We start from the raw sequence: 18,352 nt of genomic DNA on the forward strand, positions 1-18,352 counted from the left end.
CGCTCGCCGACAATCAGCGGGGAACACTCTCCGAAGGCAGGTTCGCAGCCGGGGGCGCGCGGTGACACTGATGAACGCCAAGGGCTCACCCACCACCCCGATCCCACTCGACCCCGGCGCCCGGATCCGCTTCGGCATCGAACCCCGCCGCCCCTACACCGTCCGCGCACTCTCGGAGCACTTCGTCCTCTGCACCCGCCAACGCGACTTCGCCACCACAGGGGACTTCGTCTACACGGTCATCGACTGGCGGAACGGAATCCGCGGCCCGATCAACGTGATCGGGCAAAGCACGGACGTGAGCACCGATGAGCAATGCCGCGACCTCCTTCACGACCTCGAAGCCGGCCGGTGGGAAATCAGCCACCGCAACCGAGTCCAACTCGACATTCTCGACATTCTCGACAGGGACGATCCATGAGAGAGGACACACCCGAGAGGGCTTCTCGCGCCGCGCTAGTGCTACATAATATATACTGTAGGCGCAGTGGTGGTCTTGCTGCAGCCGGAGCTGCTGTTCGACCACGCGATACTGCCGATATACCCATGCTCACGACCTGATGGCTGTGCATGCCACGGATCTGAGTCCGGGTCCTCGGTCCCCTTCCCGATGGTCACCGTGAGGCAATGGTGCGCAACGTCATTGGAGTCCGCACGGTCCGATGCTCCGTAACATAGCGCCGATGGTGGCTACGGCGGTTTCGGTTCGCTGTCGTGGCAGGAGCTGGAGCGGGGTCTGCTACGCCGAGCCAGGATGTTTGGCCGGCGACGTCCGGTTTCGCGGTCGAGCACCGCGCGAAGCCGACCTTCAGGTCTTTTGGCGTCGGGAATCGGTGCCGGTTTCGCAGTATCGCCGGATGGACCGACATCTCACGCCGTTCGCTATCCAGCGCGTCATACCGGAATTTTGGAGCGGACACCTATACCGAACGGGTCGCGACCGATTCACCAGCCACAGGTTCGCTGTGGAGCGTCGTCCTCGGGTGTTCCGGTAGAGCGTAGGCCAAAACGGACCCTGGTGGCCGCAGAACGGCGCTCAGCCTGTTTTCCCTCTTCGATCGGACTCGGTTGCAGCTGACGGGGCGATGCTGTGGCCGTCAGCTACTGCTCGCCCTAGAAATGGGTAGACGCAGGAATAGTCGAACCTGTCGGGTGTCATCGGAAGCGTCCTCCGACTTGCTAACATTCAAGTTTCTATTGAGGGGGATTGCCCATGGACGACGACCACATTTCGAAACAAGAGTTGAATGAAGGTTTCGGACGGTTCATCGCGCGTCTGCAACGTGCTGTGGAGCATCGTGAATCCTTGGAAGAGTACTGTCAGAACGAATCCGCAGTAACAGTAGATTTCACGGCGAATGAAAATTCGGTCATCGTGTCCGTCAGGCAATCAGAACCGATACCACCTGTCGGATCTACCATCCTAAGCGATTGGCTCCACCAGGTGCGATCCGCGCTAGATGGAGCATTTTACACCCTTGCGGCGCTCGAAACCGGCTCATATCCACCATCGCGTGCACGAACTCGAACCTTCCCTATCCGTGCTACCCGTGCCGAATTCGATCAGATGATTGCTTCCGATTCTAACCCGACTCGAGGAATGACCGCATCAACTGTCGAGAAAATAGAACGCGCACAGCCATACAACGGCAAGTATGGCGCTGATGGCGACAGCCTTCTGTGGATTCACAATATGGCCCGCATCGACCGACATCGCCACTCCTTCGATTTAGCACTTCGCATACTTCCCGACGAGAAAAATTGCATAAATTTCCATCCTAGTTCCCCGAGGCCGGTTTCGGTGGCAGCTGGACCCGAAAATACCATTCTTAGTGTTGATAATGACACGGTTTTTGCGACAATTGAGTACGAGTCCGCCGAGACGGCGCATAGGGCGTTGCGCGAGTCGTGGATAAAGCCAAATTTTATGTTCGGAATGGAAGCAGCTGAATGGTACGAAGATGCGGTTGCCAAGAATTTGTCTAAAAATATCAGAAATGACAGCCTAACTACGCGAATGCGTTTCTGTGAGTGGTTCGTGTCAGCTATGGTCAAGATGTTGTCGGATCGGGTCACCATAGAACAGCTGCACATACCCGATTGGATCAATGTTGGGGACTGAATGATCGCGCCCGCCCGCACCGCAGTTGGCGCCTGCCTTCACCAGGTGAGTGTCGGTAACAGCTGCCGAAGCGAATCCTTCATGCGATACGCGGCGACGATCGATCACCGTATCGATCGACCTCAGACGCAGCAATGGCACGGAGTTCTCCGCCTAACGTGTGGGGCTCGAATGAGGCAGCGAGTGCGGCTGGTTCACGATGCAAGCAGTACGACCGCGAGCGCCTGCTTGTGGAGGCCGATTAGGTGGATGAGGTGCCAGCAGTTTCGACCCGCCGAATCATGTTTTGGACGCCAGGAAGGAATTCCCGCAGGGTATGCATCAGTTGATAGTTTCCCCCTTCGAACTCGAAATAGGGAACCAGTTTGAGACCACTACTAAGTTCAACGTTGTGCAGCGGGTAGTCGCTTTCGAGAACGACCATAAGTCCACCTTCGGTGATCGAGACGCTTGCCACGCGGGCGCGAATGGAATTCTCGGTATAATCCGGATGGTAGGTCCTGATTTTGAATGGGCTCAATCCCGACGGTGCGGCGAGATTCATAACTAATGGTTCCCGGTGCTTGTCGGCGATATCAAACTGGTGGATCAGCCACATGGCATTCTGGGCTAAAGGAATATCAAACCTGTAGGGCTGCGCTTCCAGGAGAGCTGAAGTCATCGAGTCTGAGAGGTAGATTCCAGTCTTGGCTTTCCAATTTCGGAAGTCCTTCCCGGCTTTGAAAATGGGGAAATAAACATCTTTGTCCTCGGTGTGGAGTTCGCCGGAGTACGTGCTGCATATGTACTTGTACATCCAGACATCAAGCGCTGACCGAAGATTGTGGACTGTGTCTCCAAGTATTACAGACCACTCCGGGAGCCGAGGCGGCGATGAGACGATAAGTCGAAGTGAGGCCGTCTTGAGGTCGCCGGACTGATCTATCACCAGTTCGGTTTCTTCGTCTACCCATTTCGCGATGCTGTCTTTCAGTTCGATCGCGTGTTTCGCGGCACGGGAAAACTTGGCCCCAATGATGGGGTCGCTGGCTATAAGGGGTGGCATTCTGCGTCCGCCATCTTTCTTCCAATGGGTTCGCTCAGGCGACGTGTCGGCCGATGCTGCCAGATTTACAGGTCAGCGACGGGGGTCGCGTCGCGCAGTCGGGCTGCTTCGCCCGCGCATACCGGGAGCGCAGGGCGTATCGACTCAGCCCATCGTTCCCAAGAAGTCACGTCACCGGACATGCCGGGGTTCCAAGGTGGTTGTGCGGGAGCTACGCGGGTTCGGGAGAGCTCGGTGCGGCAGTTGCGGTGTGCTGTGGCCAGGGCCGCGGTGTCACCGTCTGCGGCTGGGAGTCTGGATCTTCCGCCCAATCGACCTTGATTGTGCCGTGGGGGCCTATCGTCGCTTCCTGAAAAGAGACTTCTATATTGAAATCGGCGTTTTCGAGGTTGATCACGGTATCGAATCTAGTCTCTTTGAAGGTCACATTCTCGCCATCGAAGATCGCGTTGCGGAACTCGGTGTACTCGCCGGTGAAGTCGGCCTCGTCGAACTTGACTTTACCAGCGAACACGGCCTTCTCGAAAGACGTGTACTCGGCGTCGAATCTTGTCAGGAGGAAGTTGACCGTCCCTGTAAATGTCGCCTGGTTAAACACAATGTAGGCACCTTTAAACCAGGAGGTCCCGAAGTCGATGTTGTGGAGGTGGGCACCGGTGAGATCAAAGTCGAATTCACTCCAGCTCCTTGCGTACGCCCCCATAATTCCGGTGTGGTCGTTAATGATTCGTGTGATTGTGTCGCGGACCGGTTGGTCTGGTGGCTGCTGGGTGTGATTATATTGTTCGCCGTGCGGGAGTCCTTGTTGTTGGACTGTCGTGAGATGGTGGGTGCGTAGGTAGGTACAGAGGACGTCGATGCAGACTTGGGCTTCTTGGTGGTTGTCGCGTCCGATCCAGTCGTCGGCAAGGGAGGCGAGTGCGTAGGCACCAGCTTGTTGTATGGTGACGACTTCGTCTCCGAGCTGTCGTGTTGCGGTACTGAATCTGGCGCGCAGGTCGCGAACAATTTCGGCGGTGTGTTCGCGGTCGGCGATGCCTTTGTCGAGCGTGCGTTGTTGGTGGCCGTTTTGGAATGCGATTGCGGCGGCTGTAATGGCTGCGTAGCCCGCCGTCATGGTGCCGTAGGGGGTCGCCGCGCTTCTCCAGAAGTCTGCCCAGTTAGGGTCGTGAGCGCAAACCCAGAAGATAAGTGGTGCCACACCGTAGGTGATGGCCATGGCGGCTGAAACTGCCGCGATGGCTTTCCAGTTAGATCTACTTGCTGGCTTGCCAGGTGTGGCGTCTTCGCTGCCGTGCTCTTTCACGTGGCCATGCTTCCGGGTTGGTTGGGCGGCGAGAGCCCTTCTCAATACCGCCTAGAGGATAGGGGACTCGGCCCGGTCGATCGACCTCGGTCAGGTTCTCGACGTCCTAAAGCGTGGTCGCCCCCGGTCAATCCGCGGCATATGCGACTGGTGGAGGCATATTTCGTTCGCATGGTCAGCGTGTACGCCGCCATCGCGACCGTCGAGCATCGTCCCACGCTGAGCGAGCCGACATCGAGCCTGCTCGGCGCGTGCATGCTGCGCATCCTCGATGCGCTGCCGCAGGACTGCCGGGAGGAGATGCACTCGGCCGTGCCGGAAGATGCCGGGCACTTTCATGACCGGTATCTTCCCGGCCGGCACACTGCCGAGCTCGGATGGGCGTTGAAGAAGCTCGGCTTCGACATCGTCGACACACCCCTACAAGACGACATTGAGCGGCGCGTGCAATTCTGCGAGCAACAGCGCTTCTCCGCGACCGGTGAACTGCCGCCGGTCAACCTCGCAGGTAGGCACTATCCCGCCTTTAATCACCTGCCTCGGGACCGCGAGAGAGGGTCGTTGTCCGAGTTGCAGGGATTCCGCCCGAAGCAGCTCCCACCGCGGATCACCGCAGTTCGGGTCAGGCTCGACGAATCCTCACCCGCCGATACCGGCGACCCCCTCGGCCGAACGCACATCGGCTACTCCTCGGATCTCACGCCGCAAGAACTGTGGGAGCGCGGACGCGGAGTGTGGAAGTTCCGCGCCGACCACGTCGCTGCATCAACGATCGTCCTCATGGTCCACGACAAGACTGTTGTCCTGGTGGCATCGATCACCGGACTCACCCTGCACCGCGGCGGTCTGGCCATTCTCGGTGAACCGCTTACCGACCACCCCCTCATCGGCAAGCCTGACCCGCTGCATACACCGAACCCCCTTGTTCCCTGGGGGTCCGCGCCGGAGAGTGAGCGGAAATGCCGCTGTATGAGCAGGTCAGACGCTGCCTTCCCTGACATTAGCGTGGGCGACATGCGTGGTTCAAGACGACGCGCCGGGTCAAGGCGACGATGCTACGGCGGCGCGGTTGAGCGAGGCCATCAGTTCGCGGTTGGTCATGCGGGCGGCGTCGAGATCATCGTCCTTCTCGCCGAGCTGCCGGCGCAGTTCCACGACTTGCTGCTCGAGTGCGGTGTTGCGGCGGTGAAGTTCCTCGATGTCGTCGGGGCCGCCGAATCCGGACTCACGCCATGCCTGGTAGCCGAGGACCTCGGAGAGCCGGTCGCGAAGTTGCATGTTCTCTCGCACGAGTCGATTGATGTGGTCGTGTGCGCCCGCGAGATCAGCGATCAAGGAGGCGCGACTGACCGCAGGTCCTGTGGTCGGTGAGGCGGGCGGCTCGGCGGCTTTGGCCAAGACCAGCGCGCGCAGGTCGGGATGCCGGTAGAACAGGCTGCGATTCACTCCTGCCCTGCGGGCGATGGCGGAGACGCTGATCTCGGCGCCGGACTCGATGGCGGTGTTGAGGGCCTTGATCACCCGCTGGCGGCAGCGTGCGCTGTGTGCCCGACGAGCTGAGGTGATCCCTGTGGTGGGGTTGGTCATTCGCGCTCCAAGCGGAGGTCTGGTTGGGGTGCCCGGACGCGGGGCACGCCCAGCGAGGTGAGTTGACGGGCGCGGCGGACCACCGTAGTGGCCTGTTCGACATCGGCTCGTTCCTCGTCACTGAGGTCGTCCAGGTGCTGCTTGACCCGGTCGATCAGGTCCTTGACCCGTCGGATCTCCTCCTGCGACGGCAACGCCTCGGTCCTGGCCCAGTCATCGAGTTCGGCAGCGGCGAGGACCCGTTCGCGGTTACGGAGTAGATCGTGCAGGTAGGCGGTGAGATCGGGCAGATAGGAGACGTCGGTGCGGAAATGGTCACAGCCCACGCAACGAAACCTGAACGGACAGGCCCCGCCACCTGCCTGGACGTTGGTGGGCTCATGGCAGGTGCCGTAGGGGACGGCGACCTGGCCGACGGCCCGGCGAGCATGCTCGGCGTCGAGCAGGGCCTGAGCTTCCCGCCAGATATGCTTGCCGTTGCGGTTGAATTGATGGCGGGTGACCTTGTCGACCGCCTCACGTTGCCGCTGGACACCGACCCGGTAGTAAATCCGTGTGGTGTCCATAGATTCGTGATCGAGCAGCTCCCTGAGCACGTCGACCGGGACCCCGGCGTCCGCATGCCGCTGGGCATAGGTGTGACGGTAGACATAGGGGAAGACCTTGGCTTTGTCGAACTCGATCTCGGTGCCGCCGTGTCGGATCAGCAGTGGCGGCAGGGCCTTCACCCATTTCCGGTGGCGCTCGGTCACCAAATGTGGACGGAATCCTTTGCTGCCCAACGGGTTCATCTTTGCTGCGGGCAGCAGCTTCAAACCGGCCAAGGGCTCCTCGGGGAAGCGGTCACGGACACGCCGCTGCTGGTCGACGATCATGGCTGCGGTGGTGTCGGCGATGGGCAGTTCCCGCCGCCGCCGTTGACACTTGAGGTTGTCGTAGACCAGCACGTATTTGCCGTCCTTGTCACGTTCTAGGCAGTCCCACGGCAGCTCGCAGGTCTCCTCCGGACGCCGTCCGGTGTCCATCATCAACTCGATGATCACCCGAACTTCGCGGCAGGTGGTCATCGTCTCGATCAGGGGCAGCCCGTCGCAGAGCTGCCGCATGACCTCCGCCGGGAGCGCCCGGCCGGGCCCCTCGCTGCGGTCCCTGCGCGGAATATCCTCCGTAACCAGGCAGAAGTCCTCCGGCAGTCCGGCCAGTGGCTGGCCGGGGCGGGTCAGGCCCTGCGATCGAGCCGAGGCCAGCACGGTCCGGACATGCCGGAGGATGTTAATCCGCCGGTTGAGGCTGAGCGTGCCGGACTGTTGGAGGAAGGCCAGTCGGTTGGTGAAGGCGACGATGTCCGGTCGTCCCAGCAGCGGCAGGTCGACTCCGTGGTCTTCTCGCTGGAGCTGGAGGCTGGTGGACAGCTCGACCAGTGAGTTCAGGGTGTATAGCCAGATACTGGGGGCGTTGTTCCCCCGCCGCCTCGGTAGGTCCTCGGCCATCCACCGCTTGGCGGCCGTCCGCAACCACGGCAGCCCGATGACGGTGAAATCCAGGCTGCTCCGATGGCCGAACACCCGCAGATCCCAAATGTCTTTGGCTTGTTCGGTCTCCGGTGAGGACAGGCCGCGCCGGCAGTGCGCGACCAGGGACTGCTGCAGGTACCGACGTTGGCGGCGCGTCTGCTCTGGGAGGTCGGTGACTGAGCCGACCTGAGTTCGCCGCAGTTCGTCGCACAACGGTCGCAGTACCGCCCGGTGTGTCTTGATGTTCTCGGCGCAGCGCTGCTGGAGTCCGTAGAGCACCTCGGCGACGACCCGCTCGGCCAGGCCCCGCAAACTGATCGTGCCCGCTTCTACGACAGCCGATTCGGTGCGGCACCATCGGTCCAGGCTCAGCCCCTCATCAGCCCCGGCCGCGAGAGTCCATCGACGGTGATGGGCCTTGCAGAACGGGGATGTGCCGCTGTTGCGCAGCCGTGTGCAGGCCAGCACACTGCAGGGCCCGAATCCGGGCAGTGGCCGAAGGTCTGGGCGAGCCAGGAACTCATCGATGGGGATCTGGAGCACGGTGCCCTGCAGGTGCCCGTGGGTAGCGCACAACGGCCGCCGTCGTGACTCCCAGGGCCTCGCGCAGCCCACGGCGCAGAGCCCGACGCCGACCGTGTAGGTCTTCGTGCAGAAATCGGGCAGCTCGTTGCTGCCACTGCGGGCCATTCGGAGGGCGCAGACCCCGCACACGCCCTTGCTGATGTGTTCCACCAGGCCCTCGCAGCCCGGCACCCGGCAGACGGCGGATCCGAGAGTGGGATGGTCCGCGGGCGGGGACAGCACCATCGTCTCCCAGTCCCAGCCTGCGCCGACAAGGAACTCCTTGTCCAGCAACGCTTTCAGGCGAGAATCGTCATCGCCGGTGAACCCATGACTGTGCGGTGCGGCTTCCGAGACGGTCACTGCGCATCCTTACCGTCAGCCCGCAGACGCGGCGAGGGCACCCTCTCGACCGCTTGCCGCAGCCGCTCGGGCGCGGGATGGGCATAGACCTGCGTCGAACCGATAGAGGCGTGACCGAGGAGGTCCTGAACCTCGTCCAGCGCCCCGCCCGCGTCGAGCACGTTACTGGCGAACGCGTGGCGGAGCGCATGTGGCGGCACCCGCCGGTCGACCCCCGCCCGGCCGCGCAGCGCGACGAACAGATCGTTCACCGCCCCCGGTTTCATCGGAGCGCCGACCGGCGGCCGGAACAGGTTGACGAACACAAAGTCACTCCCGGCAGCGTCCGGGACGCCCGCGCGCTCGAGCACATACTGGTCGTGAGCCTGCACAACCAACCGGTCGACAGGAACCGTCCGCGAATGCCGCGACTTCGCCCAGGCCCCGTTGACATTGTCACGCCGGACCACGTGCAGGTGCGAACCGGGGAAGTCACAGCCCAGCCCCGACGAATCGGGCAGGAAGTGGATGTCCTCCCTCCGCAACCCAACCGCCTCGCTGCGCCGCAGCCCCGCCCGACACAGCACCAGCACCAGCAGTCGGTCGCGTGCCGAACGGCAGGCGCGCAGCAGTGCCACCGCCTCCTGATCGCTGGCCCGGTCCGGTCGGCTCTTGGCGACCTGCACCCGGTGCCGGGCACGCATCCGCAGCCGCCACGCGCCGTCCTCACCGCGAGCCTCCGCCGGCAAGCTCCGGCTGTCGGCCAGTTCGTAGAGCTGCCGCAGCGCATCCCGCGGGGCCTCGCCCTGGTCGACCGCGAAAGTCAAGAACCCCCGCACCGCGGCCAGCACGGCGTTGATCCGACGCGGTCCACGCGCCGCATCGGCCCCCGGACCGGCCAACACCACCGACGCGCCCGGCCTGCCGCATTCAGAGGGAGTGTGCCGCAGCCACAAGATGAATGTTCCCAGTCGGTCGGCGGCTGTTCGCCAGTCCAGGTGTGCCAGTCCGCACCACGTCAAGTAGAGCGCCACCGCTCCGGCGTAGCTCTTGGTCGTCGACTCGGCATCGTCGCGTCCGAACCGCACGTATCGCAGATACGCATCTGCGACCGGCACCGTCCGCAGATTGTCGTCGATCACTGTCCAGTACCGGATACCTGACGGAAGCTTCACGGGAAATGATCGCAACTCTCTACCTCCTGCATCGATCATGACTGTCGGAACACGACAGCCACCTGACCGACACGGGGTGAGAACCCGTTGCCCACCGAAGGAATGGGTCACCTACAGCAACAGTCAGCAACACCGTCCCGACCCGGAGGGAACCCTTGCTTATGGCGTCATCAATTTCTGACCGGTCGCCCCGGTGAGAGTTGGCCGGCGCGTCGGAATATCACCCGCTCCGCCGCTGTTGAAGAGAGCTGACGGTGGCGCTCATACCCCGGGTACCACACCAGAAAAGTCGCTGCGAGCGACCACTTGCCGAGAGGCGATATGGCGTCACTGTCACCCCCGAGCCGGGTAAGACCTACATTGCGTAGCGTTCCCGGGCGTAGGGGATGAGGAGGCCGCTGACGCCGGGGAAGGTGTCGGCGGCTTTCCTCTGGCCGGGCTACAGATCCTCCACCCGAACCGATTGAAAATCGACGTCGAAGCGCCGGCCCTTCAGCGAGGGGTGCCGGAGCCCACCCGCCGTGTGGGCCCTGTACGCGACGTCCACGACCAGTCGAGGATTCAGCCACTGAACCCCAGGGAAGGTCTCCGCGGCCGCTGACGGGTCCGTGAGAGGGCTGCTAGGGCGTTCCAGCGGCCGGAAGTCCTCCCGGAGCTGTCGACGCATCGGCACCGTGAGTCCGGAAGAAACGGAACCCACCTGGACCAGTCGATTCTCGGCGTCATAGGCTCCGAGGATCAGCGCCGCGACAGATCGACTCGAGCCGACAAAGCCGATCACCAAAACTGAACTGCGAGTACGGATTGCATGCTTGACCCACGATCGGCTACGCTGGCCCGGAAGGTAGATCGAAGTCGACCTTTTGGCTAAAATCCCCTCCATGCCAGCACTTTTCGCGGCATTCAGCATGATTTTGCTGCTCTGATTTTCCCAGTACGGCGGGACGGTGATGGGCAGGCCACCGACGTCCTGGATGACCGAATCCAGCTCGGCCAGCTCCGCCCGCCGCTCCAGATATGACGCTTTCGTGAGATCGGCTCCTTCGAGCGCGAGGACGTCAAAGGGTAAAAATGTCACAGGGATTCGCCGCTGCAACGGCTTCGTCGCATGGGTGACCCCCAGTCGGCGTTCACTCTCCCATCCGACATCTGTCGAGCTTGTCGCCGATCATGGGTCGACGGTCACCGATGGAAGGTAGGAGCGAACTTGAACGTGGGAGTGTTGCCGCAGCAGAGGTGGACGATGCATTTCTATGACTTCCGTCGGCGGTGGGCGGACGTTGAACATCTCGTGCCTGGAGTAGGCGACGTGTTGGGTCGGGCCAGGAGAAATGGTGCTCTCGAGGGGACGCCGTTTTTCATCGATCCATGGTTCCGGGCGGATCCGGTGGTCAACGCATACTGGCGGGCACCGAAGCCGGGGGCGATGGGGTTGAAAAGCGAGACGGTGCGCCGGTATGCGTACTCGTTGAAGGTATGGCTGGATTTCCTACACGCGGTGGGCTCAACCTGGGACCGAGCCGGTCGTGATGAGTTGTCGATGTTCAAGCAGTGGCGCCTGTCAGCCGAGGACAATCCCGACGTGATCTCACCGGGTTCTTTCCACATCGACCGGGCCGCGATCCGCCGATTCTACGAATGGGCATCGCGTGTGAGTTCGGTTCCGAACCCGGTGCGCATGCGGGTGACCAGTCGCGCCGTCGACGGTGGCGTCGCACGGGAGGTGCTCGAGGGGACCCCTTCGGCGATCCGGCGCACGGACGTGAAGTGGCTGACGCCGGAAGCATTCCGCTTGTGGCGCAACATCGGTTTGCGGGGATTCACCGCCGAGGGCCTCCCTGCGGAGTCTTGGTCCGGTCGAACCGAAGACCGCGATGTCGCGTTCGCTGAAGGACTGTTCGGGACGGGACTTCGGATGGGTGAATGGTCCAGCCAACTCACGATCGAACTGCCGGCGTCACATCAGGAGGGATTGTTCCGCGGTCAATTGTCCGCCGCGTGCGCGAAGGGGTCGGTGGGAAGAAGGTTCTGGATGCGTCGGCGGGTAGCGCAGGACGTGCGCTTGTACGTCGACGACGGAGGGCGGCCCACCGCCATTCGCCGGGCGCAGGCGGCTGGTCGGTACGACCATGTCGAGGGACGCTGGTTGTTGCTGAACAATCGGCCTGACGGTGTGGTGCGCGTCCTCGACGACCACGGCCTCACGCGGGATATCCATCTCGACGCGATGACGCCCGAGCTTCGGATGCGGTTGTACCGGGAAGGCGAACACGGATTGGAGCCGGTGTGGTTGTGGCTGAACCACGATGGCACAGCCCGACCAAAGAAGGCTTGGTACAAGACGTTCGACCGAGCCAACACACGAGTCGAGCGCCGCTTGAGTGGGCGATCGACGTTGTGGTGCCGGCCGCACATGCTGCGGCATTCATTCGCGCTGCGCTGGTACTGCATCGCCACGTACGTAGCCTGGCACCGCACCGATTTGCTCACAAAGCAGGAGCAGCGCGATTTTCGTAACCAGCTCGGCGATGTCTGGTATCTCATGGCCACCTTGCTCGGACACAGCAGTGCTGTGGTCACTCGAGAGGTTTACCTCGAGCCGTTCAAGGCACTCGAGGTCGAGCAGCTGATCGGTCTGATGGACGCCGATGACCGACTCGCGCTCGAACGGATGGTGAATACCGTCGCTCTGACGAACCCGCAGGTCCTGACCGGGACGATCATATGACCTCGCGGGGCCGCGCGGCCGCGCAGCCGTCGGCCACCTGGACCCCCCCTCCTGGCCGGCGCGGTCTGATCGTGGAGTTCCGCAGCGACGACGGCCGACAGTGCCGGACATTCGACTTCTCGGCGCTTCCGGGGTTGCCACAAATTCGAGAGGAACTTGCCGACGCCTTCGGTGAGGCCACCGGACCGCTCGGAACCTGGCGCCGGGTCGGGTCGGCAAACGGTCTGTTTACGATCGTCCGAAAGTGCGCGCGGTGGTTCGCCGACAATCGCCCCACCATGAGCTGCCTCGCCGAGCTCAGCGTCGCCGATGCTCGGATGCTGCTCAATGCTCTTCGGTCGCCTACCACCGGTGCCGTCATGATGGGCCACGTACGGGCGCTGTTCCTGCACTGCGCCACCGTTAGTGACGACGTGCAACGCGAGATGGCTCGTTTCCGATCCACGAGTGTTCCCCTCGCACGGCAGCCATACACCGAGGAAGAGTGGCGATGGATCGGCATTGCATTACGTTCCACGGTCCGCCGGGCCCGCACTCGGATACTCCGGCACCGGCAGCTCGTGGAGGACTATCGAGCCGGGAAGCTCGATGAGAGGGGGCCGAGGGACCAGCAGCGATGCTTGGGCGAAGTCCTTGACTTCTATCTGCGCACCGGGGACATCCCGCGGTCTCCGGGCGGCACACTGGGCGGGCCCACCATACGTGCCGGCAAAGGTGTGGACCGCGCAGTGAAATCGTTACTACACCTGTCCACCGGGGAGGCATGGCTCTTCGGTGCCCTGCTGGTGGCGTTGACGGGACTGAATCCGTCGACAGTCTTCGCGCTCCCCGCACCGCATGCGATGGCAAGCGCCCCAACCGAGAAGGCCATTGCCCTGGTCGACGCGGTCAAGCACCGCAGAGGGCGGTGGGCCGCGATGACCATCCCGTTGACAGACGTGCCGACCGAATTGCAACCCTCCGAGTCGGACCGACGTTCACCGCAGGTACGCGAAACCTCGCTGACGACGCCCTTCGGTGTATTCATGGAGCTTCTCGACCTCACCGAACTCGCCCGCCAGCTGAGCGGCAGCCGCAACGCGTTCGCGTTCTATAACGGACAGCTACTGACAACGAACAGCCTGACCGACACTCCACCGAATAGCTCTCCAGCACAACGCCGAGCGTGGTTGCGCGAGATTCTGACCGGGGAGCATGAGCGTGACGCGGTAGTCACCGGCATCAGTTTGGACCGGCTGCGAAAAACCTACTTGCACAGGCACCGTCGTCCTGTCGCCCATACCCAGACGACATTCGCCCGCTACCTCCGCAAGATGGATGCGGTGACCGAGGAAGGATTCCAGATCGTGCGCGAAGCCCTCGACGAACAGGTGGCCGGCGCACTGGCCCGCCGCAGGATGACCGTCGTCGCCACCGCGACCGACGAAACCGCGGATCACGACACCGTCATCGGCAACTGCACCGATTTCGATCACTCACCCTTCGACCATGGCTCGACCTGCCGCCAAACCTTCCTGACCTGCCTCGATTGTGCCAACTCACGCGCGTTTCCACGCCACCTGCCGTATCAGTTGGCAGTACTCGATGCTCTACGTGTCCGGCAGGCCCAGGTGCCGGTCCAGCAGTGGGCAACCGAATCCGCGGGTCGGGTCGCCCAGCTCGAGCAGATCATCGCCGAGTTCGAGCCCGGCCAGCTCGCCCAAGCCCGCAACGAAATCGGCGACCAGCACCGCCACCTGGCGTCCCGCCTACTCAGAGGAGACCTCGACCCCGTATGAGCACACCCGAACTCGTCGGAGACCGCATCGCCGATATGTGGGTGACCCCGAACACCCCGGTCCTCCAACGGCGGCCGGTCTTCCACACTCCCGATGTGAGCACCCTGCCGCAATTCAGCGATCCCGTATGGGACCTGTACGCGGCTGTGCCCGATCGCCACTCCTCCAGAACCTCGATCCACTGGGAGCGCTTTCCGAAGCCGTTCCGGCACGCCTGCAAACTGTATGTCTTCGCCCTCATCAACATCGTTGACCACGCACCGCGGCTTGCGTCGGCAGCGGCGTCCATTCCGTCGATCAAGACGATCGTGGCCGACCTGACCGGTCTCCGCCAGTTTGTCCGCTACCTCGCCAACCGGGGCCTCCGCGGCTTCCCCGAGGTCACCACGGCCCATCTCGACCACTACCTCGGTCACGTGATCAAGCAACCCGCCACCGCCCAGCTACGGAACAGAATGCTGGTGGCCGTGCAACGCCTGCACATCTACAAGGAGACCGTCCCCGACTCTTGCCGACTACCGATCCGCACCCTGTGGGGCGGCTCGAACGCCTACGACCTGATCGGTCAACGCGGAAGCGCCCGGCACCGCGAATGCCGAACACCTCGCATCCACCCCGACGTCATGCATCCCTTGCTGTCGGCCGCGCTCCTGGTCATCGACACGATCGCCACCGATATTCGTCCGGCCACGACACAACTGGTCGCTCTGCGCGTCCTGGCCCTCCGGCTCGGAGCTCCCCTCATGGACCACCGGCGCGGAGCACCTCCACGCGGCCGAGTGGCCAGAGATCACCTCGAGCGGCTCCTGTCAGCCCTCGAAGCACAGAAGTATCCGCTGCCAGGTTGCGACGACGGTGAGGGCACCGTGGTCGACCTCCATGCACTGGCACTGGCCGGTGTCGTCGAGTACGACGCACTGCGCCGAAGCAGCGGAATCGCCATCCTCGCCCGATCGGACCTGCCGATTCAGGCCGATCTGCTCCGCGTCCCGAACGTCAGTACGGTCGATGGCCGCCCCTGGCGCGACCAACCCGTCGAGGCAGCGGAACTGCCGAACCTGATCCGGCATGTGACGGCCGCGTGCTACATCGTCATTGCCTACCTGTCGGGCATCCGGGTGGGCGAAGTCCTCAATCTGCAACGAGGATGTGTCAGCCATGACGCCACACTCGGATTGCACTTCCTCTCCGGTCGCCAGCTCAAAGCCTCACCTGACCGTGCGGAACGGTCACCAGCAACAATCCCGTGGGTGATCAATGAACAAGGAGCTAAGGCGATTTCGGTCCTGGAAGACCTTGCCCCGAGTTCGGTGCTGTTTCCGGGTGGAGTCTTCGGCTCGCCGCTGTGGCTGCAACCGTCGCAGTGCCGGAAGGCTCGCTCCATCAACACCGACATCAAGCAGTTCATCGGCTGGTTCAACGCCGCCATCGCCCCGGCCATCGGTCACGCGGCGATCGGTGCCGACGAGCATGGAAGCATCACCGGCCGCCGGCTGCGGCGCACCCTTGCCTGGCATATCGTCCGACGCCCGGGAGGGACGATCGCGGGAGCGACCCAGTACGGTCACCTCTACACCCAGATCACCCACGGCTATGCCGGTAAAGCCGACTCCGGCTTCCTCGACGAAATCAGCTTCGAGGAGTTCCTACTGCGCACCGAACAGCTCCACGACGACCTACAACAGCTCGACCGTCGAGAGCATGTCTCCGGACCCGCCGCCGACCTCTACCGGCACCGAGTCACCGCCGGCGCCCAGTTCAACGGGCTGACGATCAGCACACCCGCGCAAGCCCGGATCACCCTCGCCAATTCCGACCTTCAGGTTCACCACGGGTCCCTGCTCACCTGCGTCTGGCGACCGGAAACCGCCGCCTGCCGAAACAAGGACACCGACCCCGCAGCGGGGCCTGCCTGGTCTAAATGCCGACTGAACTGCGGAAACATCGCCTATACAGACCGCGATGTCAGCTCACTCCGTCGACACGTCGACCAGCTACGCATGGACCTCGACATGGCGGCCCTACCCAAACCGCTGCATCAGCGGCTCAGTGAACGACTCAGCGAGCACCAACGGGCCGTCGACAACCATCACGCCACCCGTCCCTGACCACGGAGAACCACATGTCCAGCATCAACTCCACGGACGAGCGCAAGCGCATCCACGACGCCACGCAGAAGCTACTTGCCGGCACACCCCAGCGCAGCAACGGCAAGCTCACCGTCTCGAACCTCGCAATCGAGGCCAGACTGTCGCGCCAACGCCTCTACGAGCACCACCCCGACCTCGTCAGCACCTTCAAAACGCGCGCGGGCACTGGGCCCCTCACGCCCGATATCGAGGCAATGCGTCGGCAGCTAGATGACGCACGCGACCGGATCCGCGAGCTCGAAACCCGCGAGACCGAACGCCTGGACCAAATCAAGGCCGCTTTGTGCAGTCATCACCGAACTCACCCACCAAGCACACGTCGACAATCTCGTCGTCCTACCTCCCAACAGATGAAATGAGTCCGACTTTGCCGCATGACTATGCAGAAAGCGTTTCGTTCCTTTTCGGGATTCGTCACCGAATGGGCTACTGGAGACGATGCAGCTCAGAGATTCCAAGCAGAGCAGGGCTTTCGGCGCGCCTCGGCAGTCATTCCCGCAAGTACCGCCCGTACCGGGCATTCCGCGCACTCGGTCTGGTCACGCGCACCCTGCTGCGGTACCTGTCCGAACCGAAGCTGCGGGAACAGAACACCGCGAACCGTGCGGACGCGATCCGCTGCTTCGCCGACAGTCTTGGCGGCAAACTCATCGGTCACAACGACCCCGACTATCTGGAGAAGATGATCAAGTTCTCGAACAGATCTCCTCCGTCAGAGCCTGGTTCACTGAGTTAGGTGCCCTACTGAAGTTCGAGTTCGACCTCGCGGACTTGGAATATGTCAACGAGCCAGTCGAAGACCGTCGGACCCTCCGCCGCAATCGCACGTTCCAGTTGTTCGTGCATCTTCGACTTGTGATCGGGATGGCAGTGTTCGAACTGGTCCTCCAGCTGGCGCACAGTTTCTGCGTACCCGAGTGCGGAGCGTGACTCACCGCTGTATTGCCAAACGAAGCGGAATCTTCCATCCGCGGGTGTGCCGTATCCACCGATTAAGCAGTCGGAGAACGCATCTAGACTGCGACCAAAGTACCCCCCGGGCCCCGATACTGCTTCACCCACGATCGTGTAGAAGTCCGCAAGTGAATGAACGAGGCGGCCATCTATGACGTACACGGCATCTGTCTTCGACATCCCAGCTCCATCAATTGGGGATCACGACTGGTGGTCCAACTTAGTAAACGGCATCCTGTCGACATCCCGGCAGCGTTGTCGTCTAGCAGCCCGAGTGGTGGGGCGCGACCAGCCTCCCCGCCTACCGGCCGGCGCCTTTCAGCACACAAAGAAACCTCAGACGAGAGCAACTTGACGGCTAGAGTGGGGCTGCGAGTTTCGACACCGTTGTCGGGCAGTGAAGCGCCGCTGGAGCAGCCCGAAGGATGGCTTGCCCTGATCGAGAGCTACCAGTTCGCCGTCGAGAACGATGCGGCCGCGGCCGCCAAACGCCGCTGTCAATGCCTCGGCGATCTCGGGATATGAGGGTGTCACCACGTTCATGTTGCGGGTCCACAGCACCGGCTCGCGGCCGCCGCCCACCGAGGCCAGCATCCGGCACCCGTCGTACTTCATCTCGAAACTCCATGGCCGTTCCGCCGTGTCGTCCGGAAGCGTGCCGGCCGTGGCCAGCATGGGCGCAATCAGCCGCATAGCCCCGATTGTGCCCGTGACCTGGGAGCTACGCAGGTAGAAGGCTCAGGAAGCGCGTCGCCGGCGGCGCGCGATAGGTACAGGGTCAGTGCCAGGAGTTCCACCAGAGAACTATGGGCACCAGCCAAGGTGTCCACACCATCCAGCTCGTTCCCGACCCGTACGGGGGGATCGGAATCACCGCCCATCACCTCCGGGGTTAGGTGAATGGAAGCGAATCCCACCACATGCTTATTGCCACCCAGGCGTCGGTGAACTCAGGGAAAGCAGAGAAAAATCCCAGGTCCAACATGGCGAACTCCTTGGTCGGAAACGGGCTCAGTTGAATGGAAGCAACCCCCTCCTGCGCTGTGTATCGCCCGCCGGAGGCGGATCGGTACAGCTACCCAATCGA

Annotated in this window: 15 protein-coding genes and 1 pseudogene; 8 read left to right on the forward strand and 8 right to left on the reverse strand. The window is 62.7% G+C overall.

Annotated features, from left to right (window positions below):
- The coding region (locus tag QM841_RS42330; protein ID WP_283336695.1) for a hypothetical protein at positions 1 to 421 on the forward strand (421 nt) is incomplete at its 5' end.
- 792 nt (positions 422 to 1,213) lie between these two features.
- Positions 1,214 to 2,122: a hypothetical protein gene (locus tag QM841_RS42335; RefSeq protein WP_283336696.1), complete on the forward strand. Its 909-nt coding sequence runs from the start codon at positions 1,214 to 1,216 to the stop codon at positions 2,120 to 2,122.
- 241 nt (positions 2,123 to 2,363) lie between these two features.
- On the opposite strand, the gene QM841_RS42340 is transcribed toward QM841_RS42335, so the two are convergent.
- Both QM841_RS42340 and QM841_RS42345 read right to left on the reverse strand, forming a co-directional pair.
- Entirely contained in the window at positions 2,364 to 3,167 is an 804-nt protein-coding gene (locus tag QM841_RS42340) for a hypothetical protein (protein WP_283336697.1), read from the reverse strand.
- A gap of 211 nt (positions 3,168 to 3,378) precedes the next feature.
- Positions 3,379 to 4,473, reverse strand: coding sequence for a pentapeptide repeat-containing protein (locus QM841_RS42345; RefSeq protein ID WP_283336698.1), 1,095 nt, complete (start codon positions 4,471 to 4,473; stop codon positions 3,379 to 3,381).
- A 6-nt stretch (positions 4,474 to 4,479) separates the two neighbouring features.
- Here QM841_RS42345 and QM841_RS42350 point away from each other — a divergent pair, with 6 nt between their 5' ends.
- Positions 4,480 to 5,844, forward strand: coding sequence for a hypothetical protein (locus tag QM841_RS42350; RefSeq protein ID WP_283336708.1), 1,365 nt, complete (start codon positions 4,480 to 4,482; stop codon positions 5,842 to 5,844).
- Here the strand turns inward: QM841_RS42350 and QM841_RS42355 are convergent.
- The 4 genes and pseudogenes from QM841_RS42355 to QM841_RS42370 form a co-directional block, all read right to left on the reverse strand.
- Positions 5,791 to 6,060, reverse strand: a pseudogene (locus QM841_RS42355) (DUF6262 family protein); the annotation flags it as partial. The gene QM841_RS42350 and the pseudogene QM841_RS42355 sit on opposite strands and share 54 nt — an antisense overlap.
- A complete protein-coding gene (locus tag QM841_RS42360) occupies positions 6,057 to 8,501 on the reverse strand; it encodes a tyrosine-type recombinase/integrase (protein ID WP_283336700.1) in 2,445 nt (814 codons plus the stop codon). The gene QM841_RS42360 and the pseudogene QM841_RS42355, both read right to left, overlap by 4 nt.
- Entirely contained in the window at positions 8,498 to 9,655 is a 1,158-nt protein-coding gene (locus tag QM841_RS42365) for a tyrosine-type recombinase/integrase (protein WP_283336701.1), read from the reverse strand. The genes QM841_RS42360 and QM841_RS42365 overlap by 4 nt, the downstream gene beginning before the upstream one ends.
- Positions 9,656 to 10,094: 439 nt before the next feature.
- Positions 10,095 to 10,778, reverse strand: coding sequence for an ATP dependent DNA ligase (locus tag QM841_RS42370; RefSeq protein ID WP_283336709.1), 684 nt, complete (start codon positions 10,776 to 10,778; stop codon positions 10,095 to 10,097).
- A gap of 303 nt (positions 10,779 to 11,081) precedes the next feature.
- On the opposite strand from QM841_RS42370, the gene QM841_RS43720 reads away from it, so the two are divergent.
- The 5 genes from QM841_RS43720 to QM841_RS42400 all read left to right on the forward strand — a co-directional run bounded on the left by QM841_RS43720 (position 11,082) and on the right by QM841_RS42400 (position 17,047).
- A complete protein-coding gene (locus QM841_RS43720; protein WP_502943338.1) occupies positions 11,082 to 12,383 on the forward strand; it encodes a site-specific integrase in 1,302 nt (433 codons plus the stop codon).
- A 728-nt stretch (positions 12,384 to 13,111) separates the two neighbouring features.
- Entirely contained in the window at positions 13,112 to 14,161 is a 1,050-nt protein-coding gene (locus QM841_RS42385) for a hypothetical protein (RefSeq protein ID WP_283336703.1), read from the forward strand.
- The gene (locus QM841_RS42390; RefSeq protein WP_283336704.1) at positions 14,158 to 16,269 is read left to right on the forward strand and encodes a site-specific integrase; all 2,112 of its coding nucleotides are present in this window, start codon (positions 14,158 to 14,160) and stop codon (positions 16,267 to 16,269) included. Before QM841_RS42385 ends, QM841_RS42390 begins: the two co-directional genes overlap by 4 nt.
- 14 nt (positions 16,270 to 16,283) lie before the next feature.
- Positions 16,284 to 16,670: a coiled-coil domain-containing protein gene (locus QM841_RS42395; RefSeq protein WP_283336705.1), complete on the forward strand. Its 387-nt coding sequence runs from the start codon at positions 16,284 to 16,286 to the stop codon at positions 16,668 to 16,670.
- Positions 16,671 to 16,678: 8 nt separating this feature from the next.
- On the forward strand, positions 16,679 to 17,047 hold the full coding sequence (locus QM841_RS42400; protein WP_283336706.1) for a hypothetical protein: 369 nt from the start codon (positions 16,679 to 16,681) through the stop codon (positions 17,045 to 17,047).
- Positions 17,048 to 17,052: 5 nt separating this feature from the next.
- Here the strand turns inward: QM841_RS42400 and QM841_RS42405 are convergent, their stop codons facing one another.
- Positions 17,053 to 17,445, reverse strand: coding sequence for a barstar family protein (locus tag QM841_RS42405; protein WP_283336707.1), 393 nt, complete (start codon positions 17,443 to 17,445; stop codon positions 17,053 to 17,055).
- 156 nt (positions 17,446 to 17,601) lie between these two features.
- Positions 17,602 to 17,958, reverse strand: a complete 357-nt coding sequence (locus QM841_RS42410; protein ID WP_502943339.1) for an ATP-dependent DNA ligase — start codon at positions 17,956 to 17,958, stop codon at positions 17,602 to 17,604.
- Positions 17,959 to 18,352: the final 394 nt, after the last annotated feature.

It is taken from the genome of Rhodococcus sp. IEGM 1307, from assembly GCF_030056915.1.
Lineage (GTDB): Bacteria > Actinomycetota > Actinomycetes > Mycobacteriales > Mycobacteriaceae > Rhodococcus_F > Rhodococcus_F opacus_D.